The organism is Salmonella sp. 741265073_HBA (genome assembly GCF_046569105.1).
GTDB lineage: Bacteria > Pseudomonadota > Gammaproteobacteria > Enterobacterales > Enterobacteriaceae > Salmonella > Salmonella enterica.
Window position 1 is genome coordinate 215,438 of the sequence record NZ_JBKFRY010000005.1, and the last position, 19,834, is coordinate 235,271.

Consider the following 19,834-nt stretch of genomic DNA (forward strand, 5'->3'; position numbering starts at 1 on the left):
CGACTATGATGCGCTCTTCGTCACGGACTGATTACTGATAAAAAGATGCTGCCTGGTTCAGCACAATAATATCCCGTTCTGCTCAGGTCGATGGTTTACGTGACCATACAGATGAGTGGGAATGAAAGTTAATGATGAGGTCCGTGAATGCCCCGCAGCACCTGGTTCAAAGCGTTATTGTTATTGGTCGCCCTCTGGGGGCCTGCAGTTCAGGCGGATATCGGTTGGCAACCGCTGCAAGAAACTATCCGTAAAAGCGATAAAGATACCCGGCAGTATCAGGCGATACGTCTTGATAATGACATGGTGGTGTTGCTGGTATCCGATCCGCAGGCTGTAAAGTCTCTTTCAGCGTTAGTGGTGCCCGTTGGATCGCTTGAAGATCCTGAGGCTCATCAGGGGCTTGCTCATTATCTTGAGCATATGTGCCTGATGGGGTCAAAAAAATATCCGCAGGCGGATAGCCTTGCCGAATACCTTAAAAGACATGGCGGTAGCCACAACGCCAGCACCGCGCCTTATCGAACAGCCTTCTACCTGGAGGTTGAAAACGACGCGCTTCCAGGCGCCGTAGATCGCCTGGCCGACGCCATTGCCGCGCCATTGCTCGATAAAAAGTATGCCGAACGCGAACGAAACGCGGTGAATGCCGAGCTGACGATGGCGCGCACCCGCGACGGTATGCGTATGGCGCAGGTAAGCGCCGAAACCATTAACCCGGCGCATCCAGGCTCGCACTTTTCAGGCGGCAATCTGGAAACGCTAAGCGATAAGCCGGGCAATCCGGTGCAACAGGCGCTGATCGCTTTTCATGAAAAATACTATTCATCTAATCTGATGAAGGCGGTGATTTACAGTAATAAACCCTTGCCGGAACTGGCGCGTATTGCCGCCGCAACCTATGGTCGCGTGCCGAATAAACAGATTAAAAAACCGGAAATTAACGTACCTGTCATCACCGAGGCGCAGAAGGGCATCATTATTCATTACGTGCCGGCGCTACCGCGTAAAGTGTTGCGCGTGGAGTTTCGTATTGATAACAATAGCGCGCAGTTCCGCAGCAAGACCGATGAACTGGTCTCTTATCTGATTGGCAATCGTAGCCCGGGGACGCTCTCTGACTGGCTGCAAAAACAAGGACTGGTCGAAGGTATTAGCGCGGATTCCGATCCGATTGTTAATGGTAACAGCGGCGTATTTGCCATTTCGGCAACGCTGACTGATAAAGGTTTGGCCAATCGTGATGAAGTCGTCGCAGCTATCTTTAGCTATCTCAATACGTTACGTGAAAAAGGGATAGATAAACGTTACTTTGACGAGCTGGCGCATGTGCTGGATCTCGACTTCCGCTATCCGTCGATTACCCGCGATATGGACTATGTCGAATGGCTGGCGGACACTATGATCCGCGTCCCGGTAGCGCATACGCTGGATGCGGCGAATATCGCCGATCGTTACGATCCTGCCGCTATCAAAAATCGCCTGGCGATGATGACGCCGCAGAATGCGCGCATCTGGTACATCAGTCCCCAGGAACCCCATAATAAGATTGCGTATTTTGTGGATGCGCCTTATCAGGTCGATAAGATTAGCGAACAGACGTTTAAAAACTGGCAGCAAAAAGCACAGGGCATTGCGTTGTCGCTGCCGGAGTTAAACCCCTATATTCCTGATGATTTCACGCTTGTGAAGAATGACAAAAACTACGTGCGGCCAGAACTGATTGTCGATAAAGCGGATTTGCGCGTGGTTTATGCGCCGAGTCGTTATTTCGCCAGCGAGCCAAAAGCTGACGTGAGCGTGGTATTGCGTAACCCGCAGGCGATGGACAGCGCCCGCAATCAGGTACTGTTCGCCCTTAATGATTATCTGGCGGGAATGGCGCTCGATCAGCTCAGCAACCAGGCGGCAGTGGGCGGCATTAGCTTTTCTACTAACGCCAACAATGGTCTGATGGTCACTGCGAACGGTTATACCCAGCGTTTGCCGCAGCTTTTCCTGGCGTTGCTGGAAGGATATTTTAGCTACGACGCCACGGAAGAACAGCTGGCGCAGGCGAAATCCTGGTATACGCAGATGATGGATTCTGCGGAGAAGGGAAAAGCCTACGAGCAGGCGATTATGCCGGTGCAGATGATTTCGCAGGTGCCTTATTTTTCCCGTGATGAACGTCGCGCTTTGCTGCCGTCCATTACGTTGAAAGAGGTAATGGCCTATCGTAATGCGTTAAAAACGGGCGCTCGTCCGGAATTTCTGGTTATAGGGAATATGAGCGAAGCCCAGGCGACCTCTCTGGCGCAAGATGTTCAAAAACAGCTCGCGGCGAACGGATCGGCGTGGTGTCGCAACAAAGACGTGGTGGTTGAGAAAAAGCAGTCCGTAATATTTGAAAAAGCGGGCAGTAGCACCGACTCCGCGTTAGCCGCGGTCTTTGTCCCGGTCGGCTACGACGAGTACGTCAGCGCCGCCTACAGCGCGATGTTAGGTCAGATTGTTCAACCGTGGTTTTACAATCAGCTACGAACCGAAGAGCAACTGGGATACGCCGTTTTCGCCTTTCCGATGAGCGTTGGCCGTCAGTGGGGAATGGGATTCCTGCTACAGAGCAACGATAAACAGCCCTCTTACCTGTGGCAACGCTATCAGGCATTTTTCCCTGACGCCGAGGCGAAGCTGAGGGCGATGAAGCCGGAAGAGTTCGCCCAAATTCAGCAGGCGATCATTACGCAAATGCGCCAGGCGCCGCAAACGTTGGGCGAAGAAGCATCCCGTTTAAGCAAGGATTTCGATCGGGGTAATATGCGCTTTGACTCGCGTGATAAAATCATCGCTCAGATAAAATTGCTGACGCCACAAAAGCTTGCCGACTTCTTCCACCAGGCGGTGGTGGAACCACAAGGTATGGCAATATTGTCACAGATTGCCGGTAGCCAGAATGGAAAAGCAGAATACGTGCATCCGACAGGCTGGAAAGTGTGGGATAACGTCAGCGCATTGCAGCAAACGTTACCTCTAATGAGCGAAAAGAATGAATGATGTCGCCGAGACTCTTGATCCTCTGCGCTTGCCCCTGACAGGCGAGCGTCTGATTGAAGCATCAGCGGGCACAGGCAAAACGTTTACTATCGCGGCGCTGTATCTGCGGTTATTGCTCGGTCTGGGCGGCAGTGCCGCATTTCCCCGTCCGTTGACCGTTGAAGAACTGCTGGTGGTAACCTTTACGGAGGCCGCCACTGAAGAGCTGCGTGGGCGAATTCGCAGTAATATCCATGAGTTGCGCATCGCCTGTCTGCGGGAAAGCACGGATAATCCGCTGTATGCCCGCTTGCTGGAAGAAATTAGCGACAAAAAGCAGGCCGCGCAGTGGTTATTACTGGCGGAACGACAAATGGATGAGGCCGCGGTTTTTACCATCCACGGTTTTTGCCAGCGTATGCTCAGCCTGAACGCTTTCGAATCCGGTATGTTGTTTGAGCAACAGCTTATTGAAGACGAATCTTTGTTGCGTTATCAGGCCTGCGCCGATTTCTGGCGGCGTCATTGCTATCCGCTGCCGCGCGACATCGCGCAGGTGGTGTTTGACGTATGGAAGGGGCCGAAGGCGCTCTTAAAGGATATCGATCGTTATCTGCAGGGCGAAGCGCCGGTCATTAAAGCGCCGCCATCGCAGGAGGAGACGCTGGCATCGCGTCATGAACAGATCCTGGCGCGCATCAACCAGGTGAAGCAGCAGTGGTGTGAGGCGGTTAGCGAGCTGGACGCGCTAATCGAATCATCCGGCATCGATCGCAGAAAATTCAACCGCGGCAATCAGGCGAAATGGATCGAAAAGATCACCGCGTGGGCGCAAGAAGAGACCAAAAATTATCAATTACCCGAGGCGTTGGGAAAATTTTCACAGCGTTTTTTAGCTGAGCGCACCAAAGCTGGCGGCGTGACGCCCCAGCACCCATTGTTTGTCGCCATTGATAACCTGTTGGGCGAACCGCTATCGATTAAAGATCTGGTTCTTACCCGAGCGCTCTCAGAGATCCGTGAAACGGTGGCTCAGGAAAAACGACGGCGCGGCGAGCTGGGGTTTGACGATATGCTCAGCCGTTTAGATACCGCGCTGCGTAGTGAAAGCGGCGAGGCGCTGGCTACGGCGATTCGTACCCGTTTTCCGGTGGCGATGATCGATGAATTTCAGGATACCGACCCACAACAGTACCGTATTTTTCGCCGTATCTGGCGACATCAACCCGATACGGCGCTATTGCTGATTGGCGATCCTAAACAGGCGATTTATGCGTTTCGTGGCGCGGATATCTTTACCTACATGAAGGCTCGCAGCGAAGTGAGCGCGCACTATACGCTTGACACTAACTGGCGCTCCGCGCCGGGGATGGTGAATAGCGTTAACAAGCTGTTCAGTCAGATGAACGACGCCTTTATGTTCCGCGATATTCCCTTCAGTCCGGTAAAGTTTGCGCCCAGAAACCAGTCGCTGCAATTTAAAGTGAATGACGCGCCTCAACCGGCGATGACCCTGTGGCTAATGGAGGGGGAAAGCTGCGGTTCGGGCGATTATCAAAGTTATATGGCGCAGGTGTGCGCCACGCAAATTCGCGACTGGCTGCGCGCCGGACAAACGGGCGACGCGCTGCTGACGAATGGCGATTCGTCGCGGCCCGTTCGCGCCTCGGATATCAGCGTGCTGGTGCGCAGCAGGCGTGAGGCCGCGCTGATACGGGATGCGCTGACCTTACTGGCGATCCCCTCCGTCTATCTTTCTAACCGCGACAGCGTATTCGAAACGCTCGAAGCGCAGGAAATGCTGTGGGTGTTGCAGGCGGTGATGGCGCCCGAACGTGAGAATACGCTACGTAGCGCTCTGGCGACATCAATGATGGGCCTTACCGCGCTGGATATCGAAACGCTTAACAATGATGAAAATGCGTGGGATGCGGTTGTCGAAGAGTTTGATGGCTACCGGCAGATTTGGCATAAACGCGGCGTGATGCCTATGCTGCGCGCGCTAATGTCGGCGCGCAATATTGCTGAAAACCTGTTGGCGACAGCGGGAGGCGAACGTCGGCTGACGGATATTCTGCATATTAGCGAACTGTTACAGGAAGCCGGTTCGCAGCTGGAAAGCGAACATGCGCTGGTGCGTTGGCTGGCGCAACATATCCTTGAACCCGATAGCAATGCTTCCAGCCAGCAACTACGTCTGGAAAGCGATAAGCATCTGGTGCAAATCGTCACCATTCATAAATCGAAAGGTCTGGAATACCCGCTGGTCTGGTTACCTTTTATCACCCATTTCCGCGTGCAGGACCAGGCTTTTTATCACGACAGGCACTCCTACGAGGCGGTGCTGGACCTTAGTCACGCCGAAGAGAGCATAGCACTGGCGGAAGCCGAACGCCTGGCGGAAGATCTGCGCCTACTTTATGTCGCGCTGACCCGTGCAGTGTGGCATTGCAGCCTCGGCGTCGCGCCGTTGGTGCGGCGTCGCAGCGATAAGAAAGGCGAGACGGATGTGCACCAAAGCGCGCTTGGGCGACTCCTGCAAAAAGGCGAACCGATGGATGCCGCAGGCCTTCGCGCCTGTATTGAGGCGCTATGCGACGAGGATATCGTGTGTCGAACGCCAGGCAGTACGGATAACGACCGCTGGCAAATTGCCGCTGCATCGCACGCGGAACTCAGCGCCAGAACGCTGCAACGTCTGCTTTATGATAGCTGGCGCGTTACCAGTTATTCCGGTTTGCAGCAGCGGGGACATAGCGTGGCGCAAGATCTTATTCCTCGTCTCGACATTGACGCCGCAGGCGTTGGCGAAGCGGCGGAAGCGCCGGCAATGACGCCGCATCACTTTCCTCGCGGGGCATCGCCGGGAACATTTTTGCACAGCCTGTTTGAAGAGCTTGATTTTACTCAACCGATAGACCCCCAATGGGTACAGGAAAAACTGGAGCTGAGTGGTTTTGAAACGCGATGGGAGCCCGTACTTACCCGCTGGCTGGACAACGTGTTACACGTTCCCCTTAACGAGACGGGCGTTAGTCTGAGCGTGCTGACCGAGCGTGAAAAACAGGTCGAAATGGAGTTTTATCTGCCGATTGCCCAGCCGCTTACCGCCGGAGAGCTGGATGCGTTGATTCGTCGATACGACCCGCTTTCAGCAGGTTGCCCTGCTCTGGATTTCATGCAGGTTCGCGGCATGTTAAAGGGCTTTATCGACCTGGTGTTCCGTTATGAGGGGCGCTATTACCTGCTCGACTATAAATCTAACTGGCTGGGCGAGGATAGCACCGCTTATACCCAGACGGCGATGGCTGCGGCGATGCAGGCGCATCGCTATGATTTGCAGTACCAGCTTTATACGCTGGCATTGCACCGTTACCTTCGTCATCGAATGGCGAATTACGACTATGAACGCCATTTCGGCGGCGTCATCTATCTCTTTTTACGCGGGGTGGATAGCGAACGTCCGCAGCAGGGTATTTTTACCACTCGCCCTGCGGCGGCGTTAATTAACCAACTGGATGATATGTTTGCAGGTGAAATGAGTGAGGAGGCGCAATGACAATCCAGGAGCGGTTGCTGGAGGCCGTTGAACAAAAACTCTTACGGCCCATTGATGCCCAGTTTGCTTTAACCGTCGCCGGTAACGACGATCCCGCCGTGACGCTGTCGGCAGCGCTGCTTAGTCATGACGCAGGTGAAGGTCACGTGTGTCTGCCGTTGTCGCGTTTAACGTTAACGGAGGAGGCGCATCCCTTACTGGTCGCCTGGATAAGCGAAACGGCTACGCCAATCGACTGGAAAAAGCGGTTATTGGCGTCTGCGGCGGTTAGCTGCGGCGATAGCCCCGCGCCGTTAATTCTGTGCGGCGATCGTCTCTACCTGAATCGCATGTGGTGCAACGAGCGTACGGTTGCGCGCTTTTTTAACGAGGTTAACCAGGCCATCGCCGTAGATGAAGATCAGTTATCCCGTATTCTGGACGCGCTATTCCCTCCGACAGACGAGGTGAACTGGCAAAAGGTGGCCGCCGCTGTAGCGCTAACTCGCCGTATCTCCGTGATTTCAGGCGGTCCCGGCACCGGTAAAACCACCACCGTCGCGAAGCTGCTGGCGGCATTAATTCAAATGGCGGATGGCGAACGTTGCCGTATCCGGCTGGCGGCGCCGACCGGGAAAGCGGCCGCACGCCTGACGGAGTCGCTCGGCGCGGCGTTGCGTCAGCTTCCTCTTACCGATGCGCAGAAAAAGCGTATACCGGAGGACGCCAGTACGCTGCACCGACTGCTGGGCGCACAGCCCGGCAGCCAGCGATTACGCCATCATGCGGGCAATCCGCTGCATCTGGACGTGCTGGTGGTCGATGAAGCATCAATGATTGATTTGCCGATGATGTCACGTTTGATTGACGCTCTGCCGCCGCACGGGCGGGTCATTTTTCTTGGCGATCGCGATCAGTTGGCATCCGTTGAGGCGGGCGCTGTGTTGGGCGATATTTGCGCCTATGTCAACGCAGGGTTTACGGCGGAACGCGCCCGACAGCTAAGTCGACTAACAGGGAGCGCCATTCCGGCGGGGGCCGGAACGCAAGCCGCGTCTTTACGCGATAGCCTCTGTTTATTGCAAAAGAGCTACCGTTTCGGCAGCGATTCTGGCATCGGCAAGCTGGCGGCGGCGATTAACTGCGGCGACAGGTCGGCAATCCAGGCTGTTTTTCAGCAGGGGTTTAGCGATATAGAGAAGCGTACATTGCAAAGCAGCGACGATTATGCCGGGATGCTGGATGAAGCGCTGGCGGGCTATGGGCGCTACCTGCGGTTGCTGCATGAAAAAGCGGCGCCGGAGGCAATCCTTCAGGCTTTCAATGAGTATCAACTGCTTTGTGCGCTGCGCGAAGGCCCATTTGGCGTGAGGGGACTGAATGACCGCATTGAGCAGGCGATGGTGCAGCAACGAAAAATTCAGCGGCATCCGCATTCTCGCTGGTATGAAGGGCGTCCGGTAATGATTGCGCGCAACGACAGCGCGTTGGGGCTATTTAACGGCGATATTGGTATTGCGCTCGATCGCGGGCAGGGGTTACGCGTCTGGTTTGTGATGCCGGACGGCACGATCAAGTCCGTTCAGCCCAGCCGTCTGCCGGAACATGATACAACCTGGGCGATGACGGTACATAAATCTCAGGGGTCTGAATTTGATCACGCCGCGCTGATTTTACCCAGCCAGCGTTCGCCGGTCGTGACGCGGGAGCTGGTGTATACCGCTGTTACGCGGGCGCGGCGGCGGTTATCTCTGTATGCCGATGAACGGATCCTGGCAAGCGCGATTGTGACACGTACGGAGCGGCGCAGCGGATTAGCCACCTTATTTGATGAAGTCAGTCGTACCGGATAAGACGAGTTCTCGCCGGATGGTGACGCGTAGCGTCTTATCCGGCCTCCAAATGATGCTTTCGAGCGTAGGCCTGATAAGCGCAGCGCCATCAGGCCCCTCTTGTTATCCTAAATCCGCCATCAGCACCTTTGAACGTCGCTGATAGTTATACATTTTTTTCTTGCTCTCAGGCAGTAACTCAATATCGACAGGCGTGAAACCGCGCTCCTGGAACCAGTGAATACTGCGCGTCGTCAGCACAAACAATTTACTCAGCCCCATTTGCCGCGCTTGGGCGGCAACCCGCTCCAGAAGCACTTCTCCACGCGATGAGCTGCGATAATCCGGATGCACCGCAACGCAGGCCATTTCGCCTATTTTCTCTTCCACAAAAGGATACAGCGCCGCGCAGGCGATAGTCATATTATCGCGCTGAATAATGGTAAATTTATCGATCTCCATCTCCAGTTGTTCACGGGAACGGCGTACCAGAATGCCCTGCTGTTCCAGTGGGCGGATAAGCTCCAGAATACCGCCAATATCGTTGATGGTGGCGCGGCGGATCTGCTCGGCGCTCTCCATGACGATCTGCGTACCGATACCATCACGCGAGAACAATTCCTGTAATAGCGAGCCATCTTCCTGATAGCTGATCAGATGGCAACGACGAACGCCGCTACGACAGGCTTTTACCGCGCCGCGCAAAAAACGTACGGTTCCGGAGTTGTAATCGCCCAGCGCTTCCAACTCTTCCACCCGCGCCTGCGCTTCATTCGGGAAGAGTTCAGAAATGATGCCGCCCTCGCTATTGGTAACGCCCTGAGAAGAACAGAAACCGATCATTTTTTCCGCTTTCAATTTAACGGCGAGTTGAGTGGCAATCTCTTCTGAGGTCAGATTAAAACTTTCGCCGGTCACTGAGACGGCGACCGGCCCCATCAGAACGATCGCGCCGTTATCCAACTGGCGGTTGATCGCATCTTCATCAATGCGCCGGATACGGCCGCTATGACAGTAGTCCACGCCATCATCAACGCCCAGCGGCTGCGCAATGGTGAAATTGCCGCTGACGACATTAATGTGCGCGCCCTGCAACGGCGTATTGTTCAGACTCATCGACAGACGGGCGGTAATATCAAGCTGGAGTAAACCGGCGGCCTGTTTCACCAGCTCCAGTGCTTTGGCGTCCGTCACCCGCGTGTTTTTGTGGTAAATCGGTTCATGATGATGCGCGGCCAGATTGGCGTCGATTTGTGGTCGCGCGCCATACACCACGACAAGGCGAATACCGAGGCTATGCAGTAGCCCGATATCGCTAACGATGCTGGAAAAATTGTCATGCTCAATGGCTTCGCCGCCGAGCATAATGACAAAGGTTTTTCCGCGATGGGTGTTGATATAGGGAACTGAATGGCGAAACCCTTCTACCAGTTCGGTTTTACGTTCCTTTATCATTGCGCGCCCCACTAGTGAATTATTATTCGAAATTAGTGTATTTTTATTCTGTTTTTGCCCTCTGTGCAAGCGTAAATTTTATGCGGTCCGATCGCTTTTCTTAGTAATGCCGTGAATATAAAAAGAATGTTTACCCTTTTATAGATGACAGATTATGCGTCATTCGCTAAAGTTTCCGGTCAATTTGGATGAACTTTGTATGATCTCTATTTAGTTTTTGCTCGGGAGAAGCATGTCGGGAGCCAATTCAGCAATCAGCCGTCGCCGTTTACTACAAGGCGCGGGCGCCATGTGGCTATTAAGCGTGAGCCAGGTCGGGCTGGCTGCCGTAAGCCAGGTCGTTGCGGTGCGTATCTGGCCTGCGTCCAGCTATACCCGCGTCACGGTAGAGTCGAATCGTCTGCTGAAATATAAACAATTTGCCTTAAGTAACCCGGACCGCGTGGTGGTAGATATTGAGGATGTGAATCTGAACTCGGTGCTTAAAGGCATTGGCGCGCAGATTCGCAGCGACGATCCGTATATCAAATCCGCAAGGGTAGGGCAGTTTGATCCTAAGACTGTGCGTATGGTCTTTGAGCTAAAACAAAACGTGAAGCCGCAGCTATTTGCGCTGGCGCCTGTGGCAGGCTTTAAAGAACGTCTGGTGATGGATCTTTATCCTGCCAATGCGCAGGATATGCAGGATCCGCTGCTGGCGCTGCTGGAAGACTACAATAAAGGCGATCTGGATAAACAGGTGCCGCCTTCGCAAAGCGGGCCGCAGCCCGGTAAAGCGGGGCGCGACCGCCCCATTGTTATTATGCTTGATCCGGGACACGGCGGCGAAGACCCCGGCGCGATAGGCAAATACAAAACGCGTGAAAAAGACGTGGTGCTCCAGATAGCCCGCCGCCTGCGCGCGTTAATCGAAAAAGAAGGCAACATGAAGGTCTATATGACGCGCAATGAAGACATCTTCATTCCGTTAAAAGTCCGGGTGGCGAAAGCGCAGAAACAGCGCGCCGACCTGTTTGTCTCTATTCATGCGGATGCCTTCACCAGCCGGCAGCCTAGCGGTTCATCCGTATTCGCGCTATCGACCAAAGGCGCCACCAGTACCGCGGCGAAATATCTGGCGCAAACGCAGAACGCCTCGGACTTAATTGGCGGCGTGAGCAAAAGCGGTGACCGTTATGTCGACCATACGATGTTCGATATGGTGCAATCGCTGACCATTGCCGATAGTTTGAAATTCGGTAAAGCGGTGTTGAAGCAGCTTGGTAAAATTAATGACCTGCATAAAAACAAGGTCGAGCAGGCGGGGTTTGCGGTGTTAAAGGCGCCCGATATTCCGTCTATTCTGGTCGAGACGGCGTTTATCAGTAACATTGAAGAAGAACGCAAGCTCAAGACCGCGACGTTCCAGCAACAGGTCGCAGAGTCGATTCTGGCAGGCATTAAAGCGTATTTTGCTGATGGGGCGACGCTGGCGAGAAGAAGTTAACCTGAGATGACGGCGAGTTTATTGCGCGGGTAAGTAGGATGCTGCCCGCACTGTCGTTGCGGACCAGACGACAGATACAAAAAAACACCCGTAAGGGTGTTCATTAAGTTGGTTGCGGGGGCCGGATTTGAACCGACGACCTTCGGGTTATGAGCCCGACGAGCTACCAGGCTGCTCCACCCCGCGTCCGTGGATGCGCACTATACTCCGCTGAGCTTTTGTTGCAACCCTTTTTTCATATAAATCGCTAATTTCTCATGAATTGCGCAAATACACCGCAGATAGCGCGATTTTTAAACGAATTTACATAATGAGATCGCGATCGCATTTCATTACTCCGGACGGTTTGTTATCTTCACCGGGCACTTTCGATTACGCAGAAGACGAGACACCATGAAAGGACGTTGGGCAAAATATGTGGCGACAGGCGTAATGCTGGCAATGCTGGCTGCCTGTTCATCAAAACCGACCGATCGCGGTCAGCAATATAAGGACGGGAAATTTACCCAGCCCTTTTCCCTGGTAAACCAGCCGGACGCGGTGGGCGCGCCGATTAATGCTGGTGACTTTGCCGAGCAGGTCAACCAGATCCGTTCCGCGTCGCCGCGTTTATACACCAATCAAAGCAACGTCTATAACGCTGTCCAGAACTGGTTACGTTCCGGAGGCGATACGCGCACTATGCGCCAGTTTGGTATTGATGCCTGGCAGATGGAAGGCACCGACAACTACGGTAACGTCCAGTTCACGGGCTACTATACGCCCGTCGTTCAGGCTCGCCATACGCGCCAGGGCGCGTTCCAGTATCCTATCTATAGTATGCCGCCAAAGCGCGGACGCTTACCGTCCCGCGCTCAGATCTACGCAGGCGCGCTGAGCGATAAGTACATCCTGGCCTGGAGTAATTCGCTGATGGATAACTTTATTATGGATGTCCAGGGCAGCGGTTATATTGATTTCGGTGATGGTAGTCCGCTGAACTTCTTTAGTTATGCTGGTAAAAACGGCTGGCCTTATCGCAGTATTGGTAAAGTACTTATCGATCGCGGTGAAGTGAAAAAAGAAGATATGTCGATGCAGGCTATACGCGAATGGGGAGAGAAGCACAGCGAAGCGGAAGTGCGTGAATTACTGGAGCAGAACCCGTCGTTCGTCTTCTTTAAGCCGCAATCTTTTGCGCCGGTCAAAGGTGCCAGCGCTGTACCGCTGATTGGGCGAGCATCCGTCGCCTCCGACCGCAGCATCATTCCGCCTGGCACGACCTTGTTGGCGGAAGTACCGTTGCTGGATAACAACGGTAAATTTAGCGGTCAGTATGAGCTACGTTTGATGGTCGCACTGGATGTCGGCGGAGCGATTAAAGGCCAGCACTTTGATATTTACCAGGGGATTGGCCCGGATGCCGGGCATCGTGCCGGATGGTATAATCACTATGGTCGCGTCTGGGTGTTAAAAAGCGCGCCGGGCGCCGGTAACGTGTTTAGCGGCTGATTGTGGTATTCTGCGACAACCGGATTGCCCGATAACGCGATCGCTATCGGGCCTGAAAATAGTGAGCAGGGGTGAGGAATAACCTCACCTTTTTTTATTCTGAGGTCATATGTCAGTGGTGATAAGTGATGCCTGGCGCCAACGCTTTGGCGGCACCGCGCGTCTGTACGGTGAAAAAGCGCTGCAGCGGTTTGCTGAGGCGCATATCTGCGTCGTGGGAATCGGCGGGGTGGGATCATGGGCGGCAGAGGCGCTGGCGCGTACGGGCATCGGCGCGATTACGCTGATTGATATGGACGATGTCTGCGTGACCAATACGAACCGCCAGATCCATGCGTTGCGTGATAACGTTGGGTTGGCGAAAGCGGAAGTGATGGCCGAACGGATTCGGCAAATTAACCCGGAGTGCCGGGTAACGGTTATCGATGATTTCATCACGCCGGATAATGTGGCGGGTTATATGAACGCGGGTTTTACCTATGTTATTGACGCCATTGACAGCGTTCGTCCAAAAGCCGCGCTGATTGCGTACTGTCGCCGATATAAGGTTCCTTTAGTGACCACTGGCGGCGCGGGCGGGCAGATCGATCCGACGCAAATCCAGGTCGCTGATTTGGCGAAAACCATCCAGGATCCGCTGGCGGCAAAACTGCGTGAGAGATTGAAACATAATTTTGGCGTAGTGAAGAACAGTAAAGGTAAGCTGGGCGTGGACTGCGTTTTTTCCACCGAAGCGCTGGTTTACCCACAGGCGGACGGTTCCGTATGCGCGATGAAAGCTACCGCAGAAGGGCCAAAACGGATGGATTGCGCCTCTGGCTTCGGCGCGGCGACGATGGTGACGGCAACGTTCGGTTTTGTCGCCGTTTCCCATGCGCTGAAGAAGATCATGGCTAAAGCGGCGCGACAAGAATAAAAGGACGGGGCGGAGTGTCACGCAGACGCGTATCCGGCCCTGCGCCCTTTGTTAGCGAAAGAAGCGCTGTACCCTGCCGAACACCGGTTTCAGACGGGCGCGGAGATAATGGGAATATAAATTTTCAGATATGCATAGAAACAACCCGAACCATACTGCACAAAAGCAGAGCAGTTCCGCGTAATTAATGTGCTCGCCAAATATCATAATGGCAAGTAAGAACTGTAAAGACGGCTCTATATATTGCGCCAGTCCGGTGACAATCAACGAGGTGTGATTTAACGCGATGGCAAATAATACCAGTGGAATGATTGTCACTGGCGCCGTCATAACATACAAAAAGAAAGGAGTATTAGCGGATATAATTGGTCCAGTGTCGCTAAAGAGAAAAATTAATAGTGAGACAGGCAATGCCCATAATGTTTCAATCGTTATCGATGTCATCACATCATAATGTATAAACTTTCGCGCCAGGCCATATAGCGCAAATGATAATCCCATGGTTAGCGCCAGCGCCGGGAAATGCCGAAGCATGATAATTTGAAAAGTCAGGCCACAGACACCGGAAAAAACGGCGATGGCCTGAAACAACGACAGTTTTTCTTTAAGAAAAATGCATCCCAGTGCAATAACAAATAGCGGGTTGATAAAATAGCCGAGGCTGGCATCAAGTACCAGATGATGGGTTAGCGCATAAATAAAAGATGACCATGAGACAATCATCAAAAGTCCGGCGATCATGCAGAAGAAAAAAGATTTTTTATCTTTCCAGGCATCATGAAATCGCGTTCGCTGCCGAAATAACAACCTTACTGCCAGTAATAATGGGATTGACCAGAACACCCGGTATATCAATATTTGTGCGAGGTTCCCCCCTGATAAATATTGATAATATAAAGGTGTTAACCCCCATAATATAAATGCCAGCACCACAAACATGGTACCGTTACGCAGATATTTTTCCACTTATCCATATCCTGTTATAACTTCACCCGATGCGTATGAATTTTCCAGTTCTCCTGCTACGCTACATCGAGTGGCTTTATTTACTCTAAAATCTTCACGCCGTTTTAACATGGATTCTAACATTGTAATTTCATTGTGATAGCTGATAAAAATCAAAAGAATGTTTATCAGGGAAATCTGACGCCGAAACTAATAAAGTGACTGGATTATTTTATCTGCATCGCCTGACCGCCGCGGACGGCGCTGTCAGGCGACAGAATATTTACGCTATTTCAACCCTTATGCGTTGCGGCAACAATCGCTTCGCTCAGCGCGTTCAGCCCCTGACTACGTGAGGCGCTAAGCTGGGCGCGTAAACCCAGCTCATCAAACAGCGCCAGCGGTGAACGAGCCTGTAATTCGGCGGCGTTTTTTCCTTCCACCGCGGTGAGCAATACCGCCAGCAGGCCGCGGACAATCCGCCCCTCACTGTCGCCGAAAAAGTGCATCGTTCCGTTATCTGATCGGGTAAAGCCCAGCCAGACGCGGTTCTCGCAGCCGGCTATCTCTTTCGCCTGCGCTTTGCATTCATCCGGCAGAGCGGGGAGCTGTTTTCCTAACAGAATCAACTGACGATATTTATCCTCCCACTGGGTCAGTGGGAGAAAGATAGCGCGTAACGTCTCTTCCGTTACCGTTGTGCCGAACGGGTGTCCGGTATAAAGAGGGTTTGTCATTAATCCACCAGCAGTTCCAGCGCGCGGTCAACGGCGTTAACCAACGCATCCACATCATGTTGGGTATTATACGGCGCAAAAGAGGCGCGCAGACTCCCTGTGACGCCAAGTTCCGCCAGCAATGGCTGGGCGCAATGTTGCCCGGCCCGGAGCGCAATACCGTATTCCGCCAGCAGTGTCACCATATCGCCGTGGTGCACGCCGACAAAATCAAAGGCCAGCAGGCTGGAGTCCTGGCAGCGGAACGAACGAAAGCCCGGACGTTTCGCCAGTGCGTCTTCCGCCAGCGTCGCCAGCCCCCGGCTCCAGTTTTCGGCCTGTTCAATATCGATATCGGACAGCCATTCCAGCGCAGCGCTCAGGCCGATGACCCCGGCGACGTTCGGCGTCCCCGCTTCCAGCTTCCAGGGAGCGCTTTGAGTGGTGAAGCCTTCAAAGCTAACGTCACGGATCATCTTGCCGCCGCCGAGCCAGGGCGACATCGCCTCAAGAAGCTCCGGCTTACCGTACAGCACGCCGATACCGGTCGGGCCATACAGTTTGTGAGCGGAAAAAGCATAAAAATCGATATCAAGCTGCTGGAGATCCGCCGGGAAGTGTACCGCGCCTTGCGCGCCATCCACCATCACTACCATTCCCGCCGCGTGAGCGGCGCTGATAGCGCTTGCGAGATCCGGACAGCCGCCCGTTACGTTCGACATTTGCCCCAGCGCCAGAATCCGGCTGCGCGATGTGATCAGTTCCGGCAGACGCTCAACATCAGGAAGACGTCGGTCATTAAGCGGCAGTTTTATGACCTGCGCGCCGGTTTGTTGCGCCACCATCAGCCAGGGCACAAGGTTGGCGTGATGCTCGGCGACGCTAACGATAATTTCATCGCCGGGGCGCAGACGAGGACGGGCGTAACACTGCGCCACCATGTTGATCGCTTCGGTGGTGCCGCGTGTCCAGACGATACTTTTTTCATCGGGCGCGTTTAACAGTCGCGCCGCTTTTGCTCTGGCCGCTTCATATTGCGCCGTCAGGCGCTGCGCCTGCGCAAACTGGCTACGATGAACGTTACCGGCGCTCAAACAATAAAACTGGTGCGTGGCGTCAATGACTGCCTGTGGCTTTAATGCCGTGGCGGCGCTATCGAGATAAACACCCGCATCGGCTAGCGCGGGAAACTGCGCGCGAAACTGCGTGGGATTAAAAGCGTTCATGATATTCCTCGGTTCAGTTTACCGATCGTGGCGTAAAAGCGCGGCTGATACAAGGTTTGTCCTAACCATCGGAATCGTCTGTATATCCTGGCGAATTATGTAAAGGAGGTTATGCTGAATAATGTTAGGCGAATGTTTAAGCCTGTTACGGAGTCCGCTTTAAATAGCACAAACAGCTTTAAGGAGAAGAAGATGAAAAAGACTGCCGCAATTATCTCTGCATGTATGCTGACTTTTGCCCTGAGCGCCTGTTCCGGTCCTAATTACGTTATGCACACCAATGATGGACGTAGCATTGTGACCGACGGTAAACCCCAGACCGATAACGATACCGGTATGATTTCGTATAAAGACGCTAATGGCAACAAACAGCAGATCAATCGTACTGACGTGAAAGAGATGGTGGCTCTGGAAAACTAACCGTTTGTTATACAAAAAAAAGCACCGCAATATGGCGGTGCTACATTAATCACTATGGACAGACAGGGTAAATGTACAGGAAGTGAAAAAAGGTAGTCTCGCTACCGTGGTCTGAATCGCAGACCAATTGCAAACACAACAACACAACATCACAACCGTAAGCCAAAAGCCCATCAGAACACGCATTCCGATAAAACTTTTCGTTCCGGCTCAGGAAGTGCCGCCACTATAGGTATTTGCTGGTAGAACCTCAACGGACAATTTATAATGTCTCAGATTAAAAAAACTAATAGGTTACATGTTGTTACCTATTTGTTAAATTCATTCGACATTAAGTCCAGAGGCCATGTCAAAACGATTACCTCCTTTAAATGCGTTACGCGTTTTTGATGCTGCCGCGCGCCATTTGAGCTTTACGCGAGCAGCGGAAGAACTTTTTGTGACGCAGGCCGCAGTAAGCCACCAAATTAAGTCACTTGAGGATTTTTTGGGGCTAAAACTGTTCCGCCGCCGCAATCGTTCGCTGCTGCTGACGGAAGAAGGCCAAAGCTATTTTCTCGACATTAAAGAGATATTTTCCCAGCTCACGGAAGCAACGCGTAAGCTCCAGGCGCGCAGTGCCAAAGGGGCGCTGACGGTGAGTTTACCGCCCAGTTTTGCCATCCAGTGGCTGGTGCCCAGGCTCTCCAGCTTTAACTCAGCTTATCCGGGAATTGACGTTCGGATACAAGCCGTTGACCGTCAGGAAGATAAACTGGCAGACGATGTCGATGTCGCGATTTTTTATGGCCGGGGAAACTGGCCGGGCTTGCGCGTCGAAAAATTATACGCAGAATATTTACTGCCCGTCTGTTCTCCTTTATTGCTCACAGGCGAAAAACCGTTAAAAACGCCGGAAGATCTGGCGAAACACACGTTATTGCACGATGCCTCCCGGCGTGACTGGCAGGCCTATACTCGTCAGTTAGGGCTCAACCATATTAACGTTCAGCAAGGGCCGATATTTAGCCACAGCGCGATGGTGCTACAGGCCGCTATTCACGGACAGGGGATCGCGCTGGCGAATAATGTTATGGCGCAGTCGGAAATTGAAGCCGGGCGACTGGTGTGTCCATTTAACGATGTTCTGGTGAGTAAGAATGCTTTTTATCTGGTTTGTCATGACAGCCAGGCAGAACTGGGTAAAATAGCCGCCTTCCGTCAGTGGATTTTGGCGAAGGCGGCGACGGAGCAAGAAAAATTCCGTTTTCGTTACGAACAATAATTAACTTAGGGTATGACCATGACCAGCCGTTTTATGCTGATTGTCGCCGCTATCAGCGGTTTTATTTACGTTGCTCTGGGCGCGTTCGGGGCGCATGTTTTGAGTAAAACCCTGGGCGTGGTTGAAATGGGCTGGATTCAGACCGGCCTGCAATATCAGGCGTTCCATACGCTGGCGATCTTTGGCCTGGCGGTGGCGATGCAGCGCCGTATCAGCATCTGGTTTTACTGGAGCAGCGTTTTTCTGGCGCTGGGCACGGTGCTGTTTAGCGGCAGTCTGTACTGCCTTGCGCTTTCGCATCTGCGCCTGTGGGCGTATATCACGCCTGTCGGCGGCGTCAGTTTCCTGGTGGGCTGGGCGCTATTGCTGATTGGCGCCATTCGTATGAAACGTAAGGGCGCGAGCCATGAATAAAGTTGTATTGCTCTGCCGTCCGGGGTTTGAAAAAGAGTGCGCTGCAGAAATTACCGATAAAGCGGGAAAACGGGAAATATTTGGTTTTGCACGCGTAAAAGAGAACGCAGGCTATGTCATTTATGAATGCTATCAGCCGGAAGATGGCGAAAAGCTGATTTCAGAGCTGCCGTTCAGTTCGCTGATTTTCGCCCGCCAGTGGTTTGTGGTGGGTGAACTGCTGCAACATTTACCGCCGGAAGACAGAATTACGCCGATTGTCGGCATGTTGCAGGGCGTAGTGGAAAAGGGCGGCGAGCTGCGGGTTGAAGTCGCCGACACCAATGAAAGTAAAGAACTGATGAAGTTCTGCCGCAAATTTACGGTGCCGCTGCGCGCGGCTTTGCGTGATGCGGGCGTATTGACGAATTATGAAACGCCGAAGCGTCCGGTCGTTCATGTCTTTTTTATCGCGCCAGGATGCTGCTATACCGGTTATTCGTTCGCGCATAACAATTCACCGTTTTATATGGGCATCCCGCGTTTGAAGTTTCCGTCTGATGCGCCGAGCCGCTCAACGCTGAAACTGGAAGAGGCGCTCCACGTTTTCATCCCGGAAGATGAGTGGGATGAACGTCTGGCGAACGGCATGTATGCGGTGGATTTGGGCGCCTGTCCCGGCGGATGGACGTACCAGTTAGTGAAGCGCAATATGTGGGTCTACTCCGTAGATAACGGCCCGATGGCGCAAAGCCTGATGGACACCGGACAGGTGACCTGGTTGCGTGAGGATGGCTTCAGGTACCGTCCGAACCGGAATAATATTTCATGGATGGTCTGCGATATGGTGGAGAAGCCGGCCAAAGTCACCGCGTTAATGGCGCAGTGGCTGGTGAACGGCTGGTGTCGGGAGACGATTTTTAACCTTAAACTGCCGATGAAAAAACGCTATGAAGAGGTGTCGCATAACCTGGCGTATCTTCAGGCGCAGTTGGATGAGCGTGGCGTTAATGCGCAGATCCAGGCGCGTCAGCTTTATCACGATCGCGAAGAAGTGACGGTGCACGTGCGTCGGTTGTGGGCGGCTGTTGGCGGGCGTCGCGACGAGCGATAAAAACGCGCTGCCGTCATCCAGCG

The 19,834-nt window shown here is 53.3% G+C and carries 14 protein-coding genes and 1 tRNA gene; 10 read left to right on the forward strand and 5 right to left on the reverse strand.

The genetic code is table 11. The features are described 5' to 3' along the window. Positions 1-147: 147 nt before the first annotated feature. Genes ptrA through recD form a run of 3 tightly spaced genes read left to right on the forward strand, consistent with a single transcriptional unit; the run spans position 148 to position 8,406 of the window. On the forward strand, positions 148-3,036 hold the full coding sequence (ptrA, locus tag ACLD3P_RS09955; RefSeq protein ID WP_001635456.1) for a pitrilysin: 2,889 nt from the start codon (positions 148-150) through the stop codon (positions 3,034-3,036). Continuing rightward, complete coding sequence (gene recB / locus ACLD3P_RS09960) at positions 3,029-6,574, forward strand: exodeoxyribonuclease V subunit beta (protein ID WP_001000547.1); 3,546 nt, start codon at positions 3,029-3,031, stop codon at positions 6,572-6,574. The genes ptrA and recB overlap by 8 nt, the downstream gene beginning before the upstream one ends. Continuing rightward, positions 6,571-8,406: an exodeoxyribonuclease V subunit alpha gene (recD, locus tag ACLD3P_RS09965; protein ID WP_000155151.1), complete on the forward strand. Its 1,836-nt coding sequence runs from the start codon at positions 6,571-6,573 to the stop codon at positions 8,404-8,406. The genes recB and recD overlap by 4 nt, the downstream gene beginning before the upstream one ends. 102 nt (positions 8,407-8,508) lie before the next feature. Here the strand turns inward: recD and argA are convergent, their stop codons facing one another. Then, positions 8,509-9,840 (reverse strand): amino-acid N-acetyltransferase, encoded by a 1,332-nt coding sequence (argA, locus tag ACLD3P_RS09970; RefSeq protein WP_000588963.1) that lies wholly within the window; start codon positions 9,838-9,840, stop codon positions 8,509-8,511. 232 nt (positions 9,841-10,072) lie between these two features. On the opposite strand from argA, the gene amiC reads away from it, so the two are divergent. Further along, complete coding sequence (gene amiC / locus ACLD3P_RS09975) at positions 10,073-11,326, forward strand: N-acetylmuramoyl-L-alanine amidase AmiC (RefSeq protein WP_000011919.1); 1,254 nt, start codon at positions 10,073-10,075, stop codon at positions 11,324-11,326. Positions 11,327-11,435: 109 nt separating this feature from the next. Here the strand turns inward: amiC and ACLD3P_RS09980 are convergent. Then, positions 11,436-11,512: transfer RNA gene (locus ACLD3P_RS09980), tRNA-Met, on the reverse strand. Positions 11,513-11,719: 207 nt separating this feature from the next. On the opposite strand from ACLD3P_RS09980, the gene mltA reads away from it, so the two are divergent. Next, on the forward strand, positions 11,720-12,817 hold the full coding sequence (gene mltA, locus ACLD3P_RS09985; protein ID WP_000678626.1) for a murein transglycosylase A: 1,098 nt from the start codon (positions 11,720-11,722) through the stop codon (positions 12,815-12,817). A gap of 109 nt (positions 12,818-12,926) precedes the next feature. Then, positions 12,927-13,733, forward strand: a complete 807-nt coding sequence (tcdA, locus tag ACLD3P_RS09990; RefSeq protein WP_000117748.1) for a tRNA cyclic N6-threonylcarbamoyladenosine(37) synthase TcdA — start codon at positions 12,927-12,929, stop codon at positions 13,731-13,733. Positions 13,734-13,784: 51 nt separating this feature from the next. On the opposite strand, the gene rarD is transcribed toward tcdA, so the two are convergent. The 3 genes from rarD to csdA form a co-directional block, all read right to left on the reverse strand. Beyond that, on the reverse strand, positions 13,785-14,672 hold the full coding sequence (gene rarD, locus ACLD3P_RS09995) for an EamA family transporter RarD (protein ID WP_014343890.1): 888 nt from the start codon (positions 14,670-14,672) through the stop codon (positions 13,785-13,787). A gap of 299 nt (positions 14,673-14,971) precedes the next feature. Next, a complete protein-coding gene (gene csdE / locus ACLD3P_RS10000) occupies positions 14,972-15,415 on the reverse strand; it encodes a cysteine desulfurase sulfur acceptor subunit CsdE (RefSeq protein ID WP_000184198.1) in 444 nt (147 codons plus the stop codon). Continuing rightward, positions 15,415-16,620 carry a cysteine desulfurase CsdA gene (gene csdA, locus ACLD3P_RS10005; protein WP_411006284.1) on the reverse strand — a complete coding sequence of 402 codons (1,206 nt, stop codon included), beginning with the start codon at positions 16,618-16,620 and terminating at the stop codon, positions 15,415-15,417. The genes csdE and csdA overlap by 1 nt, the downstream gene beginning before the upstream one ends. Before the next feature lie 192 nt (positions 16,621-16,812). Here csdA and ACLD3P_RS10010 point away from each other — a divergent pair, with 192 nt between their 5' ends. From ACLD3P_RS10010 to rlmM, 4 genes are all read left to right on the forward strand, one after another. After that, on the forward strand, positions 16,813-17,040 hold the full coding sequence (locus ACLD3P_RS10010; RefSeq protein WP_000750393.1) for a YgdI/YgdR family lipoprotein: 228 nt from the start codon (positions 16,813-16,815) through the stop codon (positions 17,038-17,040). Positions 17,041-17,386: 346 nt separating this feature from the next. Then, positions 17,387-18,304, forward strand: a complete 918-nt coding sequence (gene gcvA, locus ACLD3P_RS10015; RefSeq protein ID WP_000044409.1) for a glycine cleavage system transcriptional regulator GcvA — start codon at positions 17,387-17,389, stop codon at positions 18,302-18,304. 18 nt (positions 18,305-18,322) lie between these two features. After that, a complete protein-coding gene (locus ACLD3P_RS10020) occupies positions 18,323-18,718 on the forward strand; it encodes a DUF423 domain-containing protein (RefSeq protein ID WP_000203913.1) in 396 nt (131 codons plus the stop codon). Next, entirely contained in the window at positions 18,711-19,811 is a 1,101-nt protein-coding gene (gene rlmM / locus ACLD3P_RS10025; RefSeq protein ID WP_061202031.1) for a 23S rRNA (cytidine(2498)-2'-O)-methyltransferase RlmM, read from the forward strand. Before ACLD3P_RS10020 ends, rlmM begins: the two co-directional genes overlap by 8 nt. Positions 19,812-19,834 lie beyond the last annotated feature (23 nt).